The organism is Streptomyces sp. NPDC002773 (genome assembly GCF_040295605.1).
Classification (GTDB): domain Bacteria; phylum Actinomycetota; class Actinomycetes; order Streptomycetales; family Streptomycetaceae; genus Streptomyces.
On record NZ_JBEOVO010000036.1, the window covers coordinates 16,815 to 34,227 of the forward strand.

Here is a 17,413-nt window from a genome sequence, read left to right on the forward strand (position 1 = left end):
ACCTCCTGGGAATCAGCTGCGGACTGTTACTTCGCGCCGAGACCGGCGTCGGAGACCTCGGGCTTGCCCGCGGTCTTCAGGACCTTGTTGAGCGGCTTCAGGTCGTAGATGCCGGACAGCTCGGGCTTCTCCAGGAGACCCGCCTTCACCGCATGCTCGGCCTGCGCCTGGAGCGTGGCGGCCAGCGGGTCGTCGGTGAACCGGATGGACGGCCACGCGGCGTCGATCACCTTCGCGCCCAGCGCCTTGCCCGAGAGGTCCTTCAGCTTGGCGTTGGCGGAGGCCTTCGCCTTGTCCGGGTTGGCGTTGATCCACTCGTTGGTCTTCACCGTGCCGCGCAGGAACGCCTCGACGACGTCCGGGTGTTCCTTCAGGAACTTCTGCGACACGATGATGTTCGTGATCACGAACTTCTTGTCGGGCCACAGGTCGGACTCGTCGAGCAGCACCTTCGCCCCGTCGCTGACCAGCTTCGACGCGGTCGGCTCGGGTACCCAGGCACCGTCGACGGCGCCGGAGAGGTAGGCGTTCGGGGTGACCTTGTTGTCCGTGCGGACCACGGAGACGTCGCCCTTGCCGCTCTGGGCGTCGACCTTCCAGCCCTTCTCGGAGATCCAGTGGAGGAAGGCCACGTCCTGCGTGTTGCCGTGCTGCGGGGTGGCGATCCGCTTGCCCTTGAGGTCGTCCAGGGTCTTGATCTTCGCCGGGTTCACGACGAGCTTCACACCGCCGGAGGCGGCGCCTCCGACGATCCGCAGGTTCGTGCCCTTGGTCTTGACGTAGCCGTTGATGGACGGCGAGGGGCCGATGAAGCCGATGTCGATCGAACCGGCGTTGAGCGCCTCGATCTCCGAGGGGCCGGCGTTGAAGGTGGTGGACACCAGCTTGGTGCCGCCCAGCTCCTTCTGGAGGATCCCCTCCTGGTCGCCCACCAGCGCGGTGGCGTGCGTGAGGTTGGGGAAGTACCCGAGCCGTACGGTGTCGGCGGAGAGCTTCTTGCCCTCGGCCGCGACCTTCTTCTCGTCGTTCTTGGCCTCGGAGCCGTAGCCGCAGGAGGCGAGTGCGCCGATCAGCAGCGGCAGAGCGGCGGCGGCGGCGAGGCCGCGGCGCAGGGTGGTACGGGTGGTGGCAGGCACGGGAGGTTTTCCCCTCGATTCAGCGTTTTCGAAGTCTGCGTCGATGTCGTTCGGGGTGGAGCGGGTGGAGCGGGGTCGCGCCGCGCATGCGGCGCGTCGAGGTCAGCACGCACATCGCGCCACACCTCCCCGGCCCGCGCCAAGGGCGCCGGAGCCCACCCGGCCGCCCTCCTTCGCGAAGGTGGCGTACACGTTCTGCATCATCAGAAGTCCCACCCTGCTTCATCCTCGGCGGTCTCGACGACCGCGACGGCCTTGGTGGTGGCGAACGACTCGCCCGCCATGCCGGCCGCGAGCGTGGTGCCGTCCGCCGGGTCGATCAGCAGGAACGACCCGGTGCGGCGCGAGTCCGCGTACGCGTCGAGCGCGAGCGGCTCGGCCGTGCGCACCACGACCCGGCCGATGTCGTTGGCGACCAGCTGGCCCGGGTTCGGGTGCTGCGAGAGGTCGTCCAGGGTCAGCCGCGAGGGGATCTCCTTGACGATCGCCTTGACCGTGCGGGTGGTGTGCTTGAGCAGCACCCGCTGGCCGACGGCGAGCGTCTGGTCCGCCACGTGGCAGACGGTCGCCTCGATGTCCTGCGTGGTCGCCGGGGCGTCACCGCTCGGGGCGAGCAGGTCGCCGCGCGAGATGTCGATGTCGTCGGCGAGCCGGATCGTGACCGACTGCGGGGCCCAGGCGATGTCCACCGACTCGCCCAGCGCGTCGATCCCGGTGATCGTGGAGGTCCTCCCCGACGGCAGGACGGTGATCTCCTCGCCGACCCGGAACGCGCCGGCCGCGATCTGACCGGCGTAACCCCGGTAGTCGGGGTGCTCGGCGGTCTGCGGGCGGATCACGTACTGCACCGGGAACCGCGCGTGGCAGGCCGTCAGGTCGTGGCTGACCGGGACGGTCTCCAGGTGCTCGAGGACCGTCGGGCCGCCGTACCAGTCCATGTTCGCGGACGGCTCCACGACGTTGTCGCCGGCCAGCGCCGAGATCGGGATCGCGGTGATCTCCGGGACGCCGAGCTCGGACGCGTACGTCGTGAACTCCTCGGCGATCGCGGCGAAGACGGGCTCCTGGTAGTCGACCAGGTCCATCTTGTTCACGGCCAGGACCACGTGCGGGACGCGGAGCAGCGCGGCGACGGCGGCGTGCCGGCGGGTCTGCTCGACGACGCCGTTGCGGGCGTCGACCAGGACCACGGCCAGCTCGGCGGTGGAGGCGCCGGTCACCATGTTCCGGGTGTACTGCACGTGCCCGGGGGTGTCGGCGAGGATGAAGCGGCGGCGGGGCGTCGCGAAGTATCGGTACGCCACGTCGATGGTGATGCCCTGCTCGCGCTCGGCCCGCAGACCGTCGGTGAGCAGCGCCAGGTCGGGCGCCTCCTGACCCCGGGAGCGGGAGGCGTGCTCCACGGCCTCCAGCTGGTCGGCGAGGACCGACTTGGAGTCGTGCAGGAGCCGGCCGACCAGGGTGGACTTGCCGTCGTCGACGGAGCCGGCGGTGGCGAAACGCAGCAGGGTGGTGGCCGCCAGCTGCTCGGACAGCTGCTCGGTGGACGTGCTCATTAGAAGTACCCTTCGCGCTTGCGGTCTTCCATCGCGGCCTCGGACATCTTGTCGTCGGCGCGGGTGGCGCCCCGCTCGGTCAGTCGGGAGGCGGCGATCTCGGCGATGACGGCGTCCAGCGTGGTGGCGTCGGAGTCGACGGCGCCGGTGCAGGACATGTCGCCGACGGTGCGGTAGCGGATCAGCCGCGTCTCGACCGTCTCGGACTCCTTCGGACCGCCCCACTCGCCGGCCGTCAGCCACATGCCGCTGCGGGCGAACACCTCGCGCTCGTGCGCGAAGTAGATGTCCGGAAGCTCGATCTTCTCGCGCTGGATGTACTGCCAGACGTCCAGCTCGGTCCAGTTGGACAGCGGGAACACGCGGACGTGCTCACCGGGGGCGTGCCGGCCGTTGTAGAGCTGCCACAGCTCGGGGCGCTGGCGGCGCGGGTCCCACTGCGAGAACTCGTCGCGCAGCGAGAACACCCGCTCCTTGGCGCGGGCCTTCTCCTCGTCGCGGCGGCCGCCGCCGAAGACGGCGTCGAAGCGGTGCTGCTGGATCGCCTCCGTCAGCGGGACGGTCTGCAGCGGGTTGCGGGTGCCGTCGGGGCGCTCGCGCAGCTTGCCCGCGTCGATGTACTCCTGCACGGAGGCGACGTGCAGCCGCAGCCCGTGCTGGGCGACGACCCGGTCGCGGTACTCCAGGACCTCGGGGAAGTTGTGCCCGGTGTCGACGTGCAGCAGCGTGAAGGGGACCGGCGCGGGGGCGAAGGCCTTCAGCGCCAGGTGCAGCATGACGATGGAGTCCTTGCCGCCGGAGAAGAGGATCACCGGCCGCTCGAACTCACCCGCCACCTCACGGAAGATGTGGACGGCCTCGGACTCCAGGGAGTCCAGGTGCGACAGCGCGAACGGGCTGTCCGTACTGTCGTGGACATGGGCCACGGTGGTCATGCGAGACCCCTCTCGGTGAGCAGCGCGTGGAGCGTCGCTGCCGACTCCTGCACGGTCTGGGTGTGGGACTCGATCCGCAGATCGGGGTTGCGCGGCTCGTCGTACGGATCGTCGACGCCGGTGAGCCCGCTGATCTCGCCCGCGGCCTGCTTGGCGTAGAGACCCTTGACGTCGCGTACGGAGCACACGTCCACCGGAGTGGCGACATGCACCTCGACGTACGGGGTGCCTTCCGAGGCGTGGCGCTTGCGCACCGCCTCGCGGCTGTCCTCGTACGGGGCGATGACGGGGACGAGGACCTTCACGCCGTTGGAGGCGAGCAGCTCCGAGACGAAGCCGATCCGCTGCACGTTCGTGTGCCGGTCCTCGCGGCTGAAGCCGAGGCCCGCCGAGAGGAACTCGCGGATCTCGTCGCCGTCGAGGACCTCGACGCGGTGGCCCTCGGCGCGGAGCCGGCCGGCCAGCTCGTACGCGATGGTGGTCTTGCCGGCGCTCGGCAGGCCGGTGAGCCAGATGGTGGCGCCCGTCACGTGCTTCTCCTGAATGTTCTGAGTGGCCGTCATCCGTGCAGCCCGCATTCGGTCTTGCCGCGTCCGGCCCAGCGTCCGGCCCTGGCGTCCTCGCCCTCCAGGACCCGGCGGGTGCAGGGGGCGCAGCCGACGGAGGCGTACCCGTCCATGAGGAGCGGGTTGGTGAGGACACCGTGCTCCGCGACGTACGCGTCGACGTCGTCCTGCGTCCAGCGGGCGATGGGGGAGACCTTGACCTTCCGCCGCTTCTCGTCCCAGCCGACGACCGGGGTGTTCGCCCGGGTCGGGGACTCGTCGCGGCGCAGGCCCGTCGCCCACGCGCTGTACCGGGTCAGGCCCTCTTCGAGCGGCTTGACCTTGCGCAGCGCGCAGCACAGGTCGGGGTCGCGGTCGTGCAGCTTCGGGCCGTACTCGGCGTCCTGCTCGGCCACGGTCTGACGCGGGGTCAGTGTGATGACGTTGACGTCCATGACGGCGTCCACGGCGTCGCGGGTGCCGATGGTCTCCTCGAAGTGGTAGCCGGTGTCGAGGAAGACGACGTCCACGCCGGGTCGGACCCGGGAGGCGAGGTGGGCGACGACCGCGTCCTCCATGGAGGAGGTGACGCAGAAGGTGTCGCCGAAGGTGTCGACCGCCCAGCGGAGGATGTCCAGCGCGGAGGCGTCCTCCAGGTCACGGCCGGCCTGCTCGGCGAGTGCCTTGAGGTCGGCCGTGGTGGCATCCTGAGTGACCGTCATATGTCTTCCCTTCCAGGGGTGTTGCTCGAAGTCGCCGGGGCGAGCAGCCCCAGGAACTTCAACTGGAAGGCTCGGCTGCACGCTGCGCATTCCCAGGCGCCGTGGCCCTGCTCGTTCGGACGCAGGTCCTCGTCGCCGCAGTAGGGGCAGTGGAACGGTGCGGCGCGCTCGCTCATGACAGCGCCTCCTCGGAGGCACGCGACGCCCAGGTCGCGAAGCGCTCGCCGGTCTCGCGCTCCGCCTGGTAGCGCGTGAGGACCCGCTCGACGTAGTCCGGGAGCTCGGCCGCGGTGACCTTGAGGCCGCGGACCTTGCGGCCGAAGCCGGCCTCGAGACCGAGGGCGCCGCCCAGGTGCACCTGGTAGCCCTCGACGCGGTTGCCGTCGTCGTCCAGGACCAGCTGGCCCTTGAGACCGATGTCCGCGACCTGGATACGGGCGCAGGCGTTCGGGCAGCCGTTGATGTTGATCGTCAGCGGCTCGTCGAACTCCGGGATCCGGCGCTCCAGCTCGTCGATGAGCGAGGCGCCGCGCGCCTTGGTCTCGACGATCGCGAGCTTGCAGAACTCGATGCCGGTGCAGGCCATCGTGCCGCGCCGGAACGGGGTCGGGTTCACCCGCAGGTCGAGCGCCTCGAGGGCGGCGACCGCCGAGTCGACCTGCGCCTCCTCGACGTCGAGCAGGATCATCTTCTGGTCCGCGGTGGTCCGCAGCCGGCCGGAGCCGTGCTGCTCGGCCAGGCCGGCGATCTTGGTCAGGGTGGCGCCGTCGACCCGGCCCACGCGCGGGGCGAAGCCGATGTAGAAGCGGCCGTCCGTCTGCCGGTGCACGCCCATGTGGTCGCGCCACTGGCCGGCGGGCTGCTCGGGGGCGGGGCCGTCGGTGAGCTTCCGCTTCAGGTACTCGTCCTCCAGGACCTGGCGGAACTTCTCCGGGCCCCAGTCGGCGACGAGGAACTTCAGCCGGGCGCGGTTGCGCAGCCGGCGGTAGCCGTAGTCGCGGAAGATCGAGATGACGCCCTCGTAGACGTCGGGGACCTCGTCGAGGGAGACCCAGGTGCCGAGCCGGACGCCGAGCTTGGGGTTGGTGGAGAGACCGCCGCCGACCCAGACGTCGAAGCCGGGGCCGTGCTCCGGGTGGTGCACGCCGACGAAGGCGATGTCGTTGATCTCGTGCGCCACGTCGAGCTGCGGCGAGCCGGAGACCGCGGACTTGAACTTGCGGGGCAGGTTGGAGAAGTCCTTGTTGCCCACGATCCGCCGGTAGATCTCGTCGATGGCGGGGGTGCCGTCGATGATCTCGTCGGCGGCGATGCCGGCCACCGGGGAGCCGAGGATCACACGCGGGGTGTCGCCGCAGGCCTCCGTGGTGGACAGGCCGACCGCCTCCAGGCGGTTCCAGATCTCGGGGACGTCCTCGATGCGGATCCAGTGGTACTGGACGTTCTGCCGGTCGGTGATGTCGGCCGTGCCCCGGGCGAACTCCTCGGAGATCTCGCCGATGACCCGCAGCTGCTCGGTGGTCAGCCGGCCGCCGTCGATGCGGACGCGGAGCATGAAGTACTCGTCGTCCAGCTCCTCCGGCTCCAGGACACCCGTCTTGGTGCCGTCCAGACCCTGCTTGCGCTGGGTGTAGAGGCCCCACCAGCGCATACGGCCGCGCAGGTCGTTGGGGTCGATGGAGTCGAATCCGCGCTTCGAGTAGACCGTCTCAATACGTGTCCGTACGTTGAGACCGTCGTCGTCCTTCTTGAACTGCTCATTGCCGTTCAGAGGGGTGAAGTGCCCCACGGCCCACTGACCCTCGCCACGGTGGCGCCCGGGCTTGCGGCGGGCGGCGGCGGGAGTGGGGTTTTCCGGGGTGGCGGCCATGGCGTCTTGTCCTTCGGGACTGCGAGAGGGCGGCTCTGACCTGCACACTGGCGCTCAGGTCGGAGGGTGGCGCGTCAGTGCGCAGCAGGGCGGGGCAGAGTCGGGCAGAAGAGAAATCGCGGCGGTGCTGGTTCTCTCAGCGCGCCGGACAGATGGCGCTGGACATGCGGCCTAGGTCGACGTGCCGCCGACTCACCAAGGCAATTCCAGTTCCAGACATGACGGAAGCGTGTCACGGGACTTTGGACCCAGTCCAGCATCGTCCAGAATGCGGACATAGTCGTCTCGCTTGTCGAGATGGTGTGGTGTGGGTCACGCGAAAGGGGCCCTGATCAGGGCCCCTTCGCACCTCTTCGGCCGGTCTCAGCCGTGAGCGCCGGGCCACGGGCCGGGGGTCTCGCTCTCCTCGACCTCCTCCACCTTCGTGTCGAAGAGCCGGAAGCCGCGCCGCTCGTAGTTGGCCATCGCGTGCGGACCGTCCAGGGAGCAGGTGTGCAGCCACACGCGCGTCGTCGCCTCCCGCTCCGGCCAGCGCTCGGCCAGGTCCCAGGCCCGGGCCACCCCGTACGAGAGGAGGTGGCCACCGATCCGGCGCCCCCGGAAGGCCGGGATCAGGCCGAAGTAGACGATCTCCACCACACCGTCGTCCTGCGGGTCCAGCTCCACGTACCCGGCCGGCGTCCCCTTGTCGTACGCCACCCAGATCTCGGCGCCCGGCTTCTCCACGATCTCCTGCCACTGCTTGTACGTCAGCGACAGCCGGTCGGACCAGCGGATGTCGCCGCCGACCGCCGTGTAGAGGAAGCGGCTGTACTCCGCCGAGGGCACCTCGGCGCGCCGGACCGTCACGTCGCCGCCCTCCGGCGGGGCGGCGGGGCGCAGGTCGGACGGGGACGTCTGTTCGAGGGACCAGGTGGTGAGAGTGATGCTCATAGGGTCATCGCATCATGCGGAGCGCCGGATTCCCAGAGCGGTCCGCCCCTCATGCGCCCGCCCCCGCCCGCACCGCCGGCGCCAGCGAGTGGGGCAGCAGGTCCGCCGGGCGCTCCGGGCGCAGGACCTCCACCGCGACCTCCTCGCGGAAGCGGTACGGGCGGTGCGCCAGGACCCCGGCCAGGTTCCGGCGTACCCGGGACATCTCCGCCCGTACGGTCACCGTGCGCGTACGGTCCCCGAACACGTCGTCCGCGAGCTCCGCCGCCGTCCGCCCGTCCCGGTGCACCGCCAGTACATAGAGGAGCTCCGCGTGCCGGGGGCTGAGCTCCTGCTGCCAGCTCCCCGCCGCCCCCGAGACGGACACCGTCCAGCGGCGCGGCCGGCTCAGATCGAGGACCACCCGGCTCGCCGCCTCCGCGCCCGGGTCCTGTGCCGCCGCCTCCTCCTCGACCCGCAGCAGCCAGCCGCCGGGCAGCGGCTCCACCGCGCACACACCGAGCGAGGGCAGCCACAGCCGGCCCGACCGGAACGACTTCGGCAGCGGGATCCGGTCCACCGGCGCGAGCCCGGTCACCGCCGCCGTCCAGCCGTGCGGGTCCACCGCGACGGCCCGGCCGCCCACCCGGCACAGGATCGGCGCCGCCACCGCCCGCAGCCGCTCGACCGACCGCCGGTGCCGCTCCCGCATCTCGGCCTCGGCGAGCTGGGCCACCGAGTCGACCAGGGCCAGCATCGCCGGGTGGAAGGTGGATGCCGGGCCGCTGACGTCCAGGATGCCGAGCAGCCGCCGGTCACGCGGGTCGTGCACGGGCGCGGCGGCGCAGGTCCAGTTGTGGAGGGTGTGCACATAGTGCTCGGCGGAGTGCACCTGCACCGCCCGGCCCATGGCGAGGGCCGTGCCGACCGCGTTGGTGCCGGTGGTGTGCTCGGTCCAGGCCGCGCCCTCCTCCAGACAGATCCCGTTCGCCTGCCGCATCACCGCCAGGTTCCCCTGGCGCCACAGCACCCGGCCGTGCTCGTCGGTGACCACCATGATCTGGAGCGAGGTGTCGGCGATGCCCGCGAGTCCGCCGCTCAGCGTCTGCATGACCTCCGAGAGGAGCGTGGACCTGCGCCGCTCCTCCAGCTCGTCCCGCTGGAGCAGCACGCTGCTCGTGCCCTGGTCGGGGTCGAGCCCGAGCCGGGCCATCCGCTGCCAGGAGGCGTCGATCACCGGGCGGGGCGCTATCGGAGGCGTACGGCCGGCCAGGGTCTCCTCGCGCACCCGGTGGAGCAGACGGCTGGCCTGGGCGGCGTCCATGGCGGCGAGGCGCTTCATGTCGAGCTGCGTGTTCTTCATCGGTCTCTCCCAGCCACCCGGGGTGCTGAATCGGTTCTGCACGGGGCAGATGTCCGGAGTGTCGGTCCCCATCGTGCCGTTCGCGACCGCCCGGCGAGGCCCGGTTCGGGTAATCCTGCAACCCTTTGCAACTCTGGCCGCCGACCGGGCCCCTGGGCGAAGCTGATGCGAGCGGTGGGTGGTGCCGTGTCGGCGCAGCACCACCCCCGCTTCTCCGCGCGTGCCGACCCCGCCCCTCAGACCTCCACCCGCGCCCGCTCCACCACCGCCCGCAGGTCCAGGGTGTGCGGCAGCGTGCCGAAGGCCGAGCCGCCGTCCTCGCCCAGCCGCCCCGCGCAGAACGCGTCCGCGACCTCAGGGGGCGCCCAGCGCACGAGCAGCGCGCCCTGGAGTACCAGCGCGAGCCGTTCCGTGAGCCGACGCGCCCGCGCCTCGATCCCGTCCAGATCCGCCAGTTCGACGAGAACCCCCCGGATCGCCCGGTCGAGCCGGTGGTCCGCTCCCCGCGCCGCCCCCACCTCCCGCAGGAACGCGTCGAGGGCGGCGGGCTCGGTCCGCAGCACCCGGACCACGTCGAGCGCCTGAACGTTCCCCGAGCCCTCCCACACCGAGTTGAGCGGCGACTCCCGCAGCAGTCGGGGCATCCCCGACTCCTCCACGTACCCGTTGCCGCCCAGGCACTCCAGCGCCTCCGCCACCATCGGCGTACACCGCTTCGTCACCCAGTACTTCGCAGCCGGCACGGCGATACGCAACAGCGCCCGCTCCTCCGGGGTGTCGGCGTCGTAGGCCGCCGCCAGACGCATGCCCAGCACTGTCGCGGCCTCCGAATCCAGGGCCAGATCAGCCAGTACGTTCCGCATCAGCGGCTTGTCGATCAGCAGCCCGCCGAACGCGCTCCGGTACGCGCAGTGGTGCACGGCCTGCGCCACCGCCTGCCGCATCAGCGCCGCCGAGCCGAGGACGCAGTCGAGCCGGGTCGCCGCCACCATGCCCATGATCGAGCGCAGACCCCGCCCCTCCTCGCCGACCCGGCGGGCCCAGGTCGTCCCGTCGAACTCCACCTCGGCGGAGGCGTTCGAACGGTTGCCCAGCTTGTCCTTGAGCCGCTGGAGCGCGAAGGCGTTGCGCGAGCCGTCCGCGAGCACCCGCGGCACCAGGAAGCACGTCAGCCCCGCCGGGGCCTGCGCCAGGACCAGGAAGGCGTCCGACATCGGCGCCGAACAGAACCACTTGTGCCCCGTCAGGACGTACTCGCCGTCGGCCGGCAGCGGGCGCGCCACCGTCGTGTTCGCCCGGACGTCGCTGCCGCCCTGCTTCTCCGTCATGCCCATCCCGAGCAGCGCACCGGCCTTCTCCGCGACCGGAGTGAGCCCCCACTCGTACACATGGGAGGTGGCGGCGGGCTCCCAGACCTCCGCGACCTCCGGCTCGGCGCGCAGCGCGGGCACCGCGGCGTGCGTCATCGACAGCGGACAGCCGTGCCCGGCCTCCACCTGGGACACCACCAGGAACCCGGCGGCCCGCCGGACATGACCACCCGGACGGCCCCACGCGTCGGTGAGCCCGGCCCCCACCGACTTGCCGAGGAGCCGGTGCCAGGCCGGATCGAACACGACCTCGTCGATCCGGTGGCCGTACCGGTCGTGGGTGAGCAGCCGCGGCGGGTTCTCGTTCGCCCGCTCACCCCACATCCGCATCTGCGCCGAACCGGCCGCCTTGCCCAGTACGCCGAGGTCGCCGCGGGCCTCGTCGAGGAGCTCCGGCGCGAGGTGCCGCTCGACCGCTTCCGCCAGCGCCCGATCACTGCTGAAGACGTCATGTCCCACCAGGGGCGGAGCCTGGTTGGTCACGGTGTGGGTGGTCGCTGTCATGCCGATACGGTAAGCAGGTGCAGGCAGCAAGCGAAACACCCGACCGGCCCGAGCGGCGGCCCTGGAGCAGGCTCCACCGCGCGCGCGTCCTCTACCGCAACGTCTCGAAGCGGAAGATGGTCTGGCTGCTCCTCAAGGACACCGTCAACTCGTGCATCGAGTACCGGATCCTCGGCCTGGCCGCCGAGGCCGCGTTCTTCACCCTGCTGTCGCTGCCGCCGCTGCTCCTCGGCCTGATCGCCCTCCTCGGGTACGCCGACGACTGGACGAACACGGACACCGTCGCGAGCATCCAGGAGAACATCCTCCGCGCTGCCGGAACGGTCCTCTCCGACCGGGGCGTCGAGGACATCGCCAAACCGATCCTGGACGACGTGACCCAGGGCAAACGGGCCGACCTGATCTCCCTCGGCTTCGCCATCGCCCTCTGGTCCGGCTCGCGCGCGGTGAACGTCTTCATCGACACCATCACCGTCATGTACGGGCTCGACGGCCACCGAGGCATCGTGAAGACCCGGCTCCTCGCCTTCCTGCTCTACCTGGTGGCGCTGATCATCGGAGCCGTCGTGCTGCCGCTCGCGGTCGTCGGCCCCGACCGGGTCGTCGAGCTCGTCCCCTTCGGCACCGAGGTCGTCGCCGTCCTGTACTGGCCGGCCGTCATCCTGCTTTCCATCGCCTTCCTCACCACGCTCTACCACGTGTCCGTGCCGGTCAGATCGCCGTGGATCGAGGACATCCCCGGCGCCCTCATGGCGCTCGGCATGTGGGTCCTCGGCAGCTTCCTGCTGCGCATCTACCTCACCAGCCAGGTCGAGGGCCCCACGATCTACGGCTCCCTCGCGGCCCCCATCGCCGTCCTCCTCTGGATCGGCATCTCGGCCTTCGCCGTGCTCGTCGGCGCCGCCGTGAACGCCGCCATCGACCGCGTCTGGCCCTCCGTCGCCACGGCCGCGGCCCGCGAGGCCAACGAGCGGGCCCGCGCCTTCCAGGCGGCGGAACTCGTCGCCCGGGTCCGGGCCGAGGCGGAGGACGTCGACGAGGACGACCCCGACATGCCGTCCGAGTTCCCCGAACGCTGGTCCAGGTTCCTCCCCCCGGACGACGTCAAGGCCCGCCTCCACTCGGGCTGGGAGAAGGACTGACCCCTCGGCGCGCTGGGGGCGAGGCGGAGGCGAACCGGACGCGGTGCCCGCGTGGCGCTCCCGGGCCGGGAGACCGAGAATGAGGAAGCCCCCTGAACACGCACGGGACGCTGGTGGTGTCGTATGTGCCGATGGCTCGCGTACTCGGGTACTCCCATCCTGCTCGACACGATTCTCTACCAACCGGCGCACTCGCTGATCGACCAGAGCCTCCATTCCAAACTCGGCGTGGAGACCACCAACGGTGACGGTTTCGGAGTCGGCTGGTACTCGGAGAACGGCGGTTCCCCGGCGCTCTTCAGGGACATCGGACCCGCCTGGAACAACCGCAACCTGCGGGAACTGGCGGATCACGTCCGCTCGCCGCTGTTCTTCGCCCACATCCGGGCATCGACGGGGACGGCGGTGCAGCAGTCGAACTGCCACCCGTTCCGGCACGGCCGCTGGATGTTCATGCACAACGGCGCCATCGCGGGATTCCACCTCATGCGCCGCGAGCTCACCCTGCTCGTCGACCCGGAGCTGTACGCGGACATCGAGGGGAGCACGGACTCCGAGGTGATGTTCTATCTGGCGCTCACCTTCGGCCTCGACGAGGACCCGCCCGCCGCCGTCGCCCGGATGGCGGGAGTGGTGGAGCGGGTCGGGCGCGAGCACGGCGTGGAGTACCCCCTCCAGATGACCCTCGCCATCACCGACGGCGAACGCACGTGGGGATTCCGCTACTCCAGCGGGCGCACCTCCCGATCGCTGTTCTACAGCAGCCGCGTGGAGACACTGCGCAGACTGCACCCGGATGTCACGTTCCTGCGGGACCTCGAAGAGGAGACACGCCTCATCGTGTCCGAGCCGCTCGGCGACCTGCCGGGGGCATGGAACGAAGTGCCGGAGAGCAGCTACGGCGTCGTCCAGCCGGGCACCGACACCCTGCACTCCTTCGCGCCGGCGGCGGCGTGACACGCCCTCTCGTTTGAGGCGTCACACGCCCTCCCGTTTAATCGGTGGCGCCGCTCCCCGGGACGGGGCTAAGGTTCTGCTCATCCGTTCCCGAGGGGACGGGAGTTGGTCCGTTGAGAAGAAGCAGGAGGTGAGGACATTGATGACTGTCACGGTGACGGGCACTGCCCGCATTCAGGAGTTCATCGTTCCCACCCCTGTGGCCTCCGGCTGACATCCACTCGACTTCCGCGCGCCGAGCGCGCTGCCGGGGCCGCCCTTCGAAGGGTCCCCCTTGTCTCTCCCGCTTTCCCACCTCACCTCCGCCTCCTCGCTGCTCGACGCCCACGGCTGGGACTCCGGCTGGGCCGCCGCCTTCGCGCCCTACGCCGCCCAGGGACTCGTCCCGGGGCGGGTCATCCGCGTGGACCGCGGCCAGTGCGACGTAGCCACCGACGAGGGGGTCATCCGCGCCGACACGGCGTTCGTGACCCCGCACGACCCGCTCCGGGTCGTGTGCACCGGCGACTGGGCCGCCGTCGACCCGGAGGGCGTCCGCGACCCCCGGTACGTACGGGCCTGCCTGCCGCGCCGCACGGCCTTCGCGCGTTCCACCTCCTCCAAGCGGTCCGAGGGGCAGATCCTCGCCGCCAACGTGGACCACGCCGTCATCACCGTGTCGCTCGCCGTCGAGCTCGACCTCGGCCGGATCGAACGCTTCCTGGCCCTGGCCTGGGAGTCCGGCGCCCAGCCGACCGTCGTCCTCAGCAAGGCCGACCTCGTGCCCGACCCGGTCGGACTCTCCTACCTCGTCGAGGACGTGGAGACGGTCGCCCCCGGCGTGCAGGTGCTGCCCCTCAGCTCCACCACCGGCGAAGGCCTCGACGTGCTCGCCGCGACCGTCGCGGGCGGTACGACCGTGCTGCTCGGCGTCTCCGGCGCCGGGAAGTCGACCCTGGCCAACGTCCTCGTCGGCGAGGACGTCATGGACGTCCAGGCCGCCCGTGACATCGACGGCAAGGGCCGCCACACCACGACCACCCGCAACCTCTTCGTGCTGCCCGGCGGGGGAGTCCTCATCGACACCCCCGGGCTGCGCGGCGTCGGACTCTGGGACGCCGAGGCCGGCGTCGGCCAGGTCTTCGCGGAGATCGAGGAACTGGCCGGGAACTGCCGATTCCACGACTGCGGCCACGAGTCCGAGCCGGGCTGCGCGGTCGCGGCGGCGATCGAGGACGGCACACTGCCGGTACGCCGTCTGGAGAGCTACCGCAAGCTGCTCCGCGAGAACCAGCGGCTCGTCGCCAAGACCGACGCCCGGCTGCGCACCGAGATGCTCAAGGACTGGAAGCGCCGGCACGCGGCGGGCCGGAAGGCCCTGGAGATGAAGCGCGGGCACGGGCGTTAACGGGCCCGCCGGGAGGGGACGAGGCGCTCGTCCCCTCCGAGCGCCCTGTCCGAAAACCGCGAGCCCGGTGCCGTCGGAGGTCGCACACTGGGAGCCATGAGGGACGACGACACCCGCTACGAGGCGGTCAGCAGCAGGGACGCCCGGTTCGACGGAGAGTTCTTCTTCGCCGTCCGGACCACCGGGATCTACTGCCGCCCCAGCTGCCCCGCCGTCACCCCCAAACGGCAGAACGTCGCGTTCTTCCCCACGGCCGCCGCCGCCCAGGGCCACGGCTTCCGCGCCTGCCGCCGCTGCCGGCCGGACGCCGTGCCCGGCTCCGCCGAGTGGAACGTACGGGCCGATGTCGTCGGGCGCGCCATGCGCATGATCGGCGACGGCGTCGTCGACCGCGAGGGCGTCCCCGGCCTCGCCGGACGCCTCGGCTACAGCACCCGGCAGGTGCAGCGCCAGCTCACCGCCGAGCTGGGCGCCGGGCCCGTCGCCCTCGCCCGCGCCCAGCGGGCGCACACCGCACGGCTGCTGCTCCAGACCACCGGGCTCCCCGTCACCGAGATCGCCTTCGCGGCCGGCTTCGCCAGCGTCCGCCAGTTCAACGAGACGATCCGCGCCGTCTACGCCAGGACCCCCACCGCCCTGCGCGCCGAGGCGGGCAGCGGCGCCGGAGCCCGTACCGCGCTCGCCGCCGGAGTCCCGCTGCGGCTCGCCCACCGGGGGCCGTACGCGGCAGGGGAGGTCTTCGACCTGCTCGCGGCCGAGGCCGTCCCCCGCGTCGAGGAGGTCGTCGGCGCCCCCGGCGCCCGCACCTACCGGCGTACGCTCCGGCTCCCGTACGGCACTGGCGTCGTCTCCGTCGACGAGCGCTCCGCCGGGCGCTGGCTGGACGCCCGCATCCACCTGACCGAGCTGCGCGACCTCACCACCGCCGTGCACCGGCTGCGCCGCCTCCTCGACCTGGACGCGGACCCGTACGCGGTGGCCGAGCGCCTCGGAGCGGCCCCCGGGCTCGCCGCCGAGGTGGCGGCCCGGCCGGGCGTACGCTCCCCGGGCACGGCCGACCCCGAGGAGTTCGCGCTGCGGACGGTCCTCGGCGCCGAGGAGTCGGCCCGGCTCGTCGAGCGGTACGGCACCCCGCTCGCCACGGCCTGCGGCACCCTCACCCACGTCTTCCCCGAACCGGCCGCCCTGACCGGCCACCCCGTCGCGGGACCGCTGGCCCGCGCCCTCGCCGGCGGAGCCGTACGCCTCGACCCCGGCGCCGACCGCGACGAGGCCGAGCGGGCCCTCCTCGCCGTCCCCGGGGTCACGGCGGAGGCGGCGGCCCTGATCCGCATGCGGTCCCTCGGCGACCCGGACGTGCCACCGGCGGCGGGCGGCCCGGACGCGGAGGAGTGGCGGCCGTGGCGTTCGTACGCGGCCCGCTACCTCGCCCCGGCCCGCTGAGTCCCCGGCGGCTCAGCCCCAGAGGACCGCGCCCGCCCACGCCCCCACGACAAGCAGGCAGGCGAAGAGTTCGACGAGGACGCTCGTGCCGGCCGCCCGCATCACCGTCCGGGTCGCCGCCCGCGCCTGCCCGTGACCGCCGAGCCGGAGCCGCTCCGAGAGGTAGATCCCGCCGACGAAGCCGGGAACCGCGCCGACCACCGGGACCAGGACGAAACCCAGGAGCGCGCCCACCCCGGCGTACGTCACCATCCGCCGGGTGATGCCGACGCCCCGGAACCGGCGCGGCGGCAACTGCCACACGACGACCTGCGTGAGGAGCAGCAGTCCTGTCGCGGAGGCCAGCAGGATCCAGGCGAGGTCCGTCCGCTCGTGCAGCGACCACCACAGCATCGCCGCCCACACCAGCCACGTCCCCGGCACGCCGGGGGCCAGCACCCCGAACACGCCGAGAAGCATCACCGTCGCGACCATCAGGAGCTGCCACACACCCACGCTGACCAGCGTCCCCCACATCCGGCGAACGCGCAGGTCGCAGCCGCCATCCGGGGCGGCTCAAGCCAGCCGCGGCCCCGCTCAGCCGCGCGCCACCCAGCCCTTCTCGTACGCGTGCCAGCCCAGCTGCAGCCGGGTCGTCACCCCGGTCAGCTCCATCAGCCCCTTCACCCGCCGCTGTACGGTCCGCAGCCCCAGGTCCAGCTGCTTGGCCACGCTCGCGTCCGTCATCCCGGCGAGCAGCAGCGACAGGATCTCCAGGTCCATGACGTCCGGGCCCGGCGCCTCGTCCTCGGTGATCTGCGCGCCCGCCCCGAGCCGCAGCGGCAGCGCGTCGCGCCACACCGACTCGAACAGGCCCATCAGCGATTCGAGGAGCCCGCTCGCGTGCACGACGATCGCCGCGGGCTCCGCGCCCCGCCCGGTCAGCGGCACCATCGCCAGGTTCCGGTCGGCGACCACCAGCTTCGTCGGGACCCGGTCCGCGACCCGGATCCGCTCCTCACGGCCGAGCGCCGCCGAGAGTTCGAGGAGCCCGGACGGGAGCGTGAGCACCTCGCGCTCGATCACCACCCGGTAGCGCACCCCCCGCCCGGCGGCCTGCTCCTCCGCGTCGTTCTCCATGCCGGAGACCGCGATCGGCTTGCCCGTCACCAGGGCGCAGACCTCCTCCTGCGCGCCCAGCTGGAGCTGGAGGAAGCGGTGGGTGACGGCGCTCGCCCCGGTCACCACCTCCACCAGGTCGTGCACGGCCGCCTCCGCGGCCTCCGCCCGGTACTCCTCCGCGAGCAGCTTCGCCGTCAGCTCCGCCTGCTCCAGCTCGTGGCGCTGCTGGGTCAGCAGCGCACCCAGCGCCACCCCCGGCGGCGCCGCCACCCACCGCCCGATCCCGGCCGAGGACTGGGCCGCGAGCCCCTGCGACTCAAGACGGCGCAGCGCCCGCTCGGTGTCCCGCTCGGGCAGCGCGAGCCGGTGCGCGAGGTCCGTCACCTCGGCCGCGCCCAGGGCGACCAGCGCCCGGTACGCGGACTCCTGGCGCTCGTCGAGTCCTATCGCTCCCAGCATCGATGCCCCAC

General features: G+C 71.8%; 16 protein-coding genes and 1 pseudogene. 4 read left to right on the forward strand and 13 right to left on the reverse strand.

What is annotated here, in order from left to right:
- Positions 1-26: 26 nt before the first annotated feature.
- The 11 genes from ABT034_RS29950 to ABT034_RS30000 all read right to left on the reverse strand — a co-directional run bounded on the left by ABT034_RS29950 (position 27) and on the right by ABT034_RS30000 (position 10,913).
- Positions 27-1,136, reverse strand: coding sequence for an aliphatic sulfonate ABC transporter substrate-binding protein (locus ABT034_RS29950; RefSeq protein ID WP_351220207.1), 1,110 nt, complete (start codon positions 1,134-1,136; stop codon positions 27-29).
- A 203-nt stretch (positions 1,137-1,339) separates the two neighbouring features.
- Positions 1,340-2,692, reverse strand: coding sequence for a sulfate adenylyltransferase subunit 1 (locus ABT034_RS29955; RefSeq protein WP_351220208.1), 1,353 nt, complete (start codon positions 2,690-2,692; stop codon positions 1,340-1,342).
- Complete coding sequence (gene cysD, locus ABT034_RS29960) at positions 2,692-3,627, reverse strand: sulfate adenylyltransferase subunit CysD (RefSeq protein WP_351220209.1); 936 nt, start codon at positions 3,625-3,627, stop codon at positions 2,692-2,694. Before cysD ends, ABT034_RS29955 begins: the two co-directional genes overlap by 1 nt.
- The gene (gene cysC, locus ABT034_RS29965) at positions 3,624-4,205 is read right to left on the reverse strand and encodes an adenylyl-sulfate kinase (protein ID WP_502973085.1); all 582 of its coding nucleotides are present in this window, start codon (positions 4,203-4,205) and stop codon (positions 3,624-3,626) included. The genes cysD and cysC overlap by 4 nt, the downstream gene beginning before the upstream one ends.
- Positions 4,187-4,894 (reverse strand): phosphoadenylyl-sulfate reductase, encoded by a 708-nt coding sequence (locus ABT034_RS29970; protein WP_351220211.1) that lies wholly within the window; start codon positions 4,892-4,894, stop codon positions 4,187-4,189. The genes cysC and ABT034_RS29970 overlap by 19 nt, the downstream gene beginning before the upstream one ends.
- Entirely contained in the window at positions 4,891-5,070 is a 180-nt protein-coding gene (locus tag ABT034_RS29975) for a hypothetical protein (RefSeq protein ID WP_351220212.1), read from the reverse strand. The genes ABT034_RS29970 and ABT034_RS29975 overlap by 4 nt, the downstream gene beginning before the upstream one ends.
- The gene (locus tag ABT034_RS29980) at positions 5,067-6,764 is read right to left on the reverse strand and encodes a nitrite/sulfite reductase (protein WP_351220213.1); all 1,698 of its coding nucleotides are present in this window, start codon (positions 6,762-6,764) and stop codon (positions 5,067-5,069) included. Before ABT034_RS29980 ends, ABT034_RS29975 begins: the two co-directional genes overlap by 4 nt.
- A gap of 136 nt (positions 6,765-6,900) precedes the next feature.
- Positions 6,901-6,984 carry a putative leader peptide gene (locus ABT034_RS29985; protein WP_310591794.1) on the reverse strand — a complete coding sequence of 28 codons (84 nt, stop codon included), beginning with the start codon at positions 6,982-6,984 and terminating at the stop codon, positions 6,901-6,903.
- A gap of 143 nt (positions 6,985-7,127) precedes the next feature.
- A complete protein-coding gene (locus ABT034_RS29990; protein WP_351220214.1) occupies positions 7,128-7,697 on the reverse strand; it encodes a GNAT family N-acetyltransferase in 570 nt (189 codons plus the stop codon).
- A 49-nt stretch (positions 7,698-7,746) separates the two neighbouring features.
- A complete protein-coding gene (locus tag ABT034_RS29995; protein ID WP_351220215.1) occupies positions 7,747-9,039 on the reverse strand; it encodes a GAF domain-containing protein in 1,293 nt (430 codons plus the stop codon).
- A 236-nt stretch (positions 9,040-9,275) separates the two neighbouring features.
- The gene (locus tag ABT034_RS30000; RefSeq protein ID WP_351220216.1) at positions 9,276-10,913 is read right to left on the reverse strand and encodes an acyl-CoA dehydrogenase family protein; all 1,638 of its coding nucleotides are present in this window, start codon (positions 10,911-10,913) and stop codon (positions 9,276-9,278) included.
- A gap of 17 nt (positions 10,914-10,930) precedes the next feature.
- On the opposite strand from ABT034_RS30000, the gene ABT034_RS30005 reads away from it, so the two are divergent.
- The 4 genes and pseudogenes from ABT034_RS30005 to ABT034_RS30020 all read left to right on the forward strand — a co-directional run.
- A complete protein-coding gene (locus ABT034_RS30005) occupies positions 10,931-12,055 on the forward strand; it encodes a YihY/virulence factor BrkB family protein (protein WP_351220217.1) in 1,125 nt (374 codons plus the stop codon).
- Positions 12,056-12,178: 123 nt separating this feature from the next.
- Positions 12,179-13,012 (forward strand): class II glutamine amidotransferase, encoded by an 834-nt coding sequence (locus ABT034_RS30010; RefSeq protein WP_351220218.1) that lies wholly within the window; start codon positions 12,179-12,181, stop codon positions 13,010-13,012.
- 274 nt (positions 13,013-13,286) lie between these two features.
- Positions 13,287-14,399, forward strand: a complete 1,113-nt coding sequence (rsgA, locus tag ABT034_RS30015) for a ribosome small subunit-dependent GTPase A (RefSeq protein ID WP_351220219.1) — start codon at positions 13,287-13,289, stop codon at positions 14,397-14,399.
- A 96-nt stretch (positions 14,400-14,495) separates the two neighbouring features.
- Positions 14,496-15,827 (forward strand): annotated as a pseudogene (locus ABT034_RS30020) (DNA-3-methyladenine glycosylase 2 family protein); the annotation flags it as partial.
- A 27-nt stretch (positions 15,828-15,854) separates the two neighbouring features.
- Here ABT034_RS30020 and ABT034_RS30025 read toward each other — a convergent pair.
- Positions 15,855-16,337, reverse strand: coding sequence for a DUF456 domain-containing protein (locus tag ABT034_RS30025; RefSeq protein ID WP_351220220.1), 483 nt, complete (start codon positions 16,335-16,337; stop codon positions 15,855-15,857).
- Positions 16,338-16,418: 81 nt separating this feature from the next.
- Positions 16,419-17,402: a helix-turn-helix domain-containing protein gene (locus ABT034_RS30030; protein WP_351220221.1), complete on the reverse strand. Its 984-nt coding sequence runs from the start codon at positions 17,400-17,402 to the stop codon at positions 16,419-16,421.
- Between the last annotated feature and the right edge of the window lie 11 nt (positions 17,403-17,413).

What these genes read in the sequence shown, in the direction of transcription:
- ABT034_RS29955 (WP_351220208.1), bottom strand. Translation starts at nt 2,692, where the DNA reads ATGAGCACGTCCACCGAGCAGCTGTCCGAGCAGCTGGCGGCCACCACC.
- cysD (WP_351220209.1), bottom strand. Translation starts at nt 3,627, where the DNA reads ATGACCACCGTGGCCCATGTCCACGACAGTACGGACAGCCCGTTCGCG.
- cysC (WP_502973085.1), bottom strand. Translation starts at nt 4,205, where the DNA reads ATGCGGGCTGCACGGATGACGGCCACTCAGAACATTCAGGAGAAGCAC.
- ABT034_RS29970 (WP_351220211.1), bottom strand. Translation starts at nt 4,894, where the DNA reads ATGACGGTCACTCAGGATGCCACCACGGCCGACCTCAAGGCACTCGCC.
- ABT034_RS29975 (WP_351220212.1), bottom strand. Translation starts at nt 5,070, where the DNA reads ATGAGCGAGCGCGCCGCACCGTTCCACTGCCCCTACTGCGGCGACGAG.
- ABT034_RS29980 (WP_351220213.1), bottom strand. Translation starts at nt 6,764, where the DNA reads ATGGCCGCCACCCCGGAAAACCCCACTCCCGCCGCCGCCCGCCGCAAG.
- ABT034_RS29985 (WP_310591794.1), bottom strand. Translation starts at nt 6,984, where the DNA reads ATGTCTGGAACTGGAATTGCCTTGGTGAGTCGGCGGCACGTCGACCTA.
- ABT034_RS29990 (WP_351220214.1), bottom strand. Translation starts at nt 7,697, where the DNA reads ATGAGCATCACTCTCACCACCTGGTCCCTCGAACAGACGTCCCCGTCC.
- ABT034_RS29995 (WP_351220215.1), bottom strand. Translation starts at nt 9,039, where the DNA reads ATGAAGAACACGCAGCTCGACATGAAGCGCCTCGCCGCCATGGACGCC.
- ABT034_RS30000 (WP_351220216.1), bottom strand. Translation starts at nt 10,913, where the DNA reads ATGACAGCGACCACCCACACCGTGACCAACCAGGCTCCGCCCCTGGTG.
- ABT034_RS30010 (WP_351220218.1), top strand. Translation starts at nt 12,179, where the DNA reads ATGTGCCGATGGCTCGCGTACTCGGGTACTCCCATCCTGCTCGACACG.
- ABT034_RS30030 (WP_351220221.1), bottom strand. Translation starts at nt 17,402, where the DNA reads ATGCTGGGAGCGATAGGACTCGACGAGCGCCAGGAGTCCGCGTACCGG.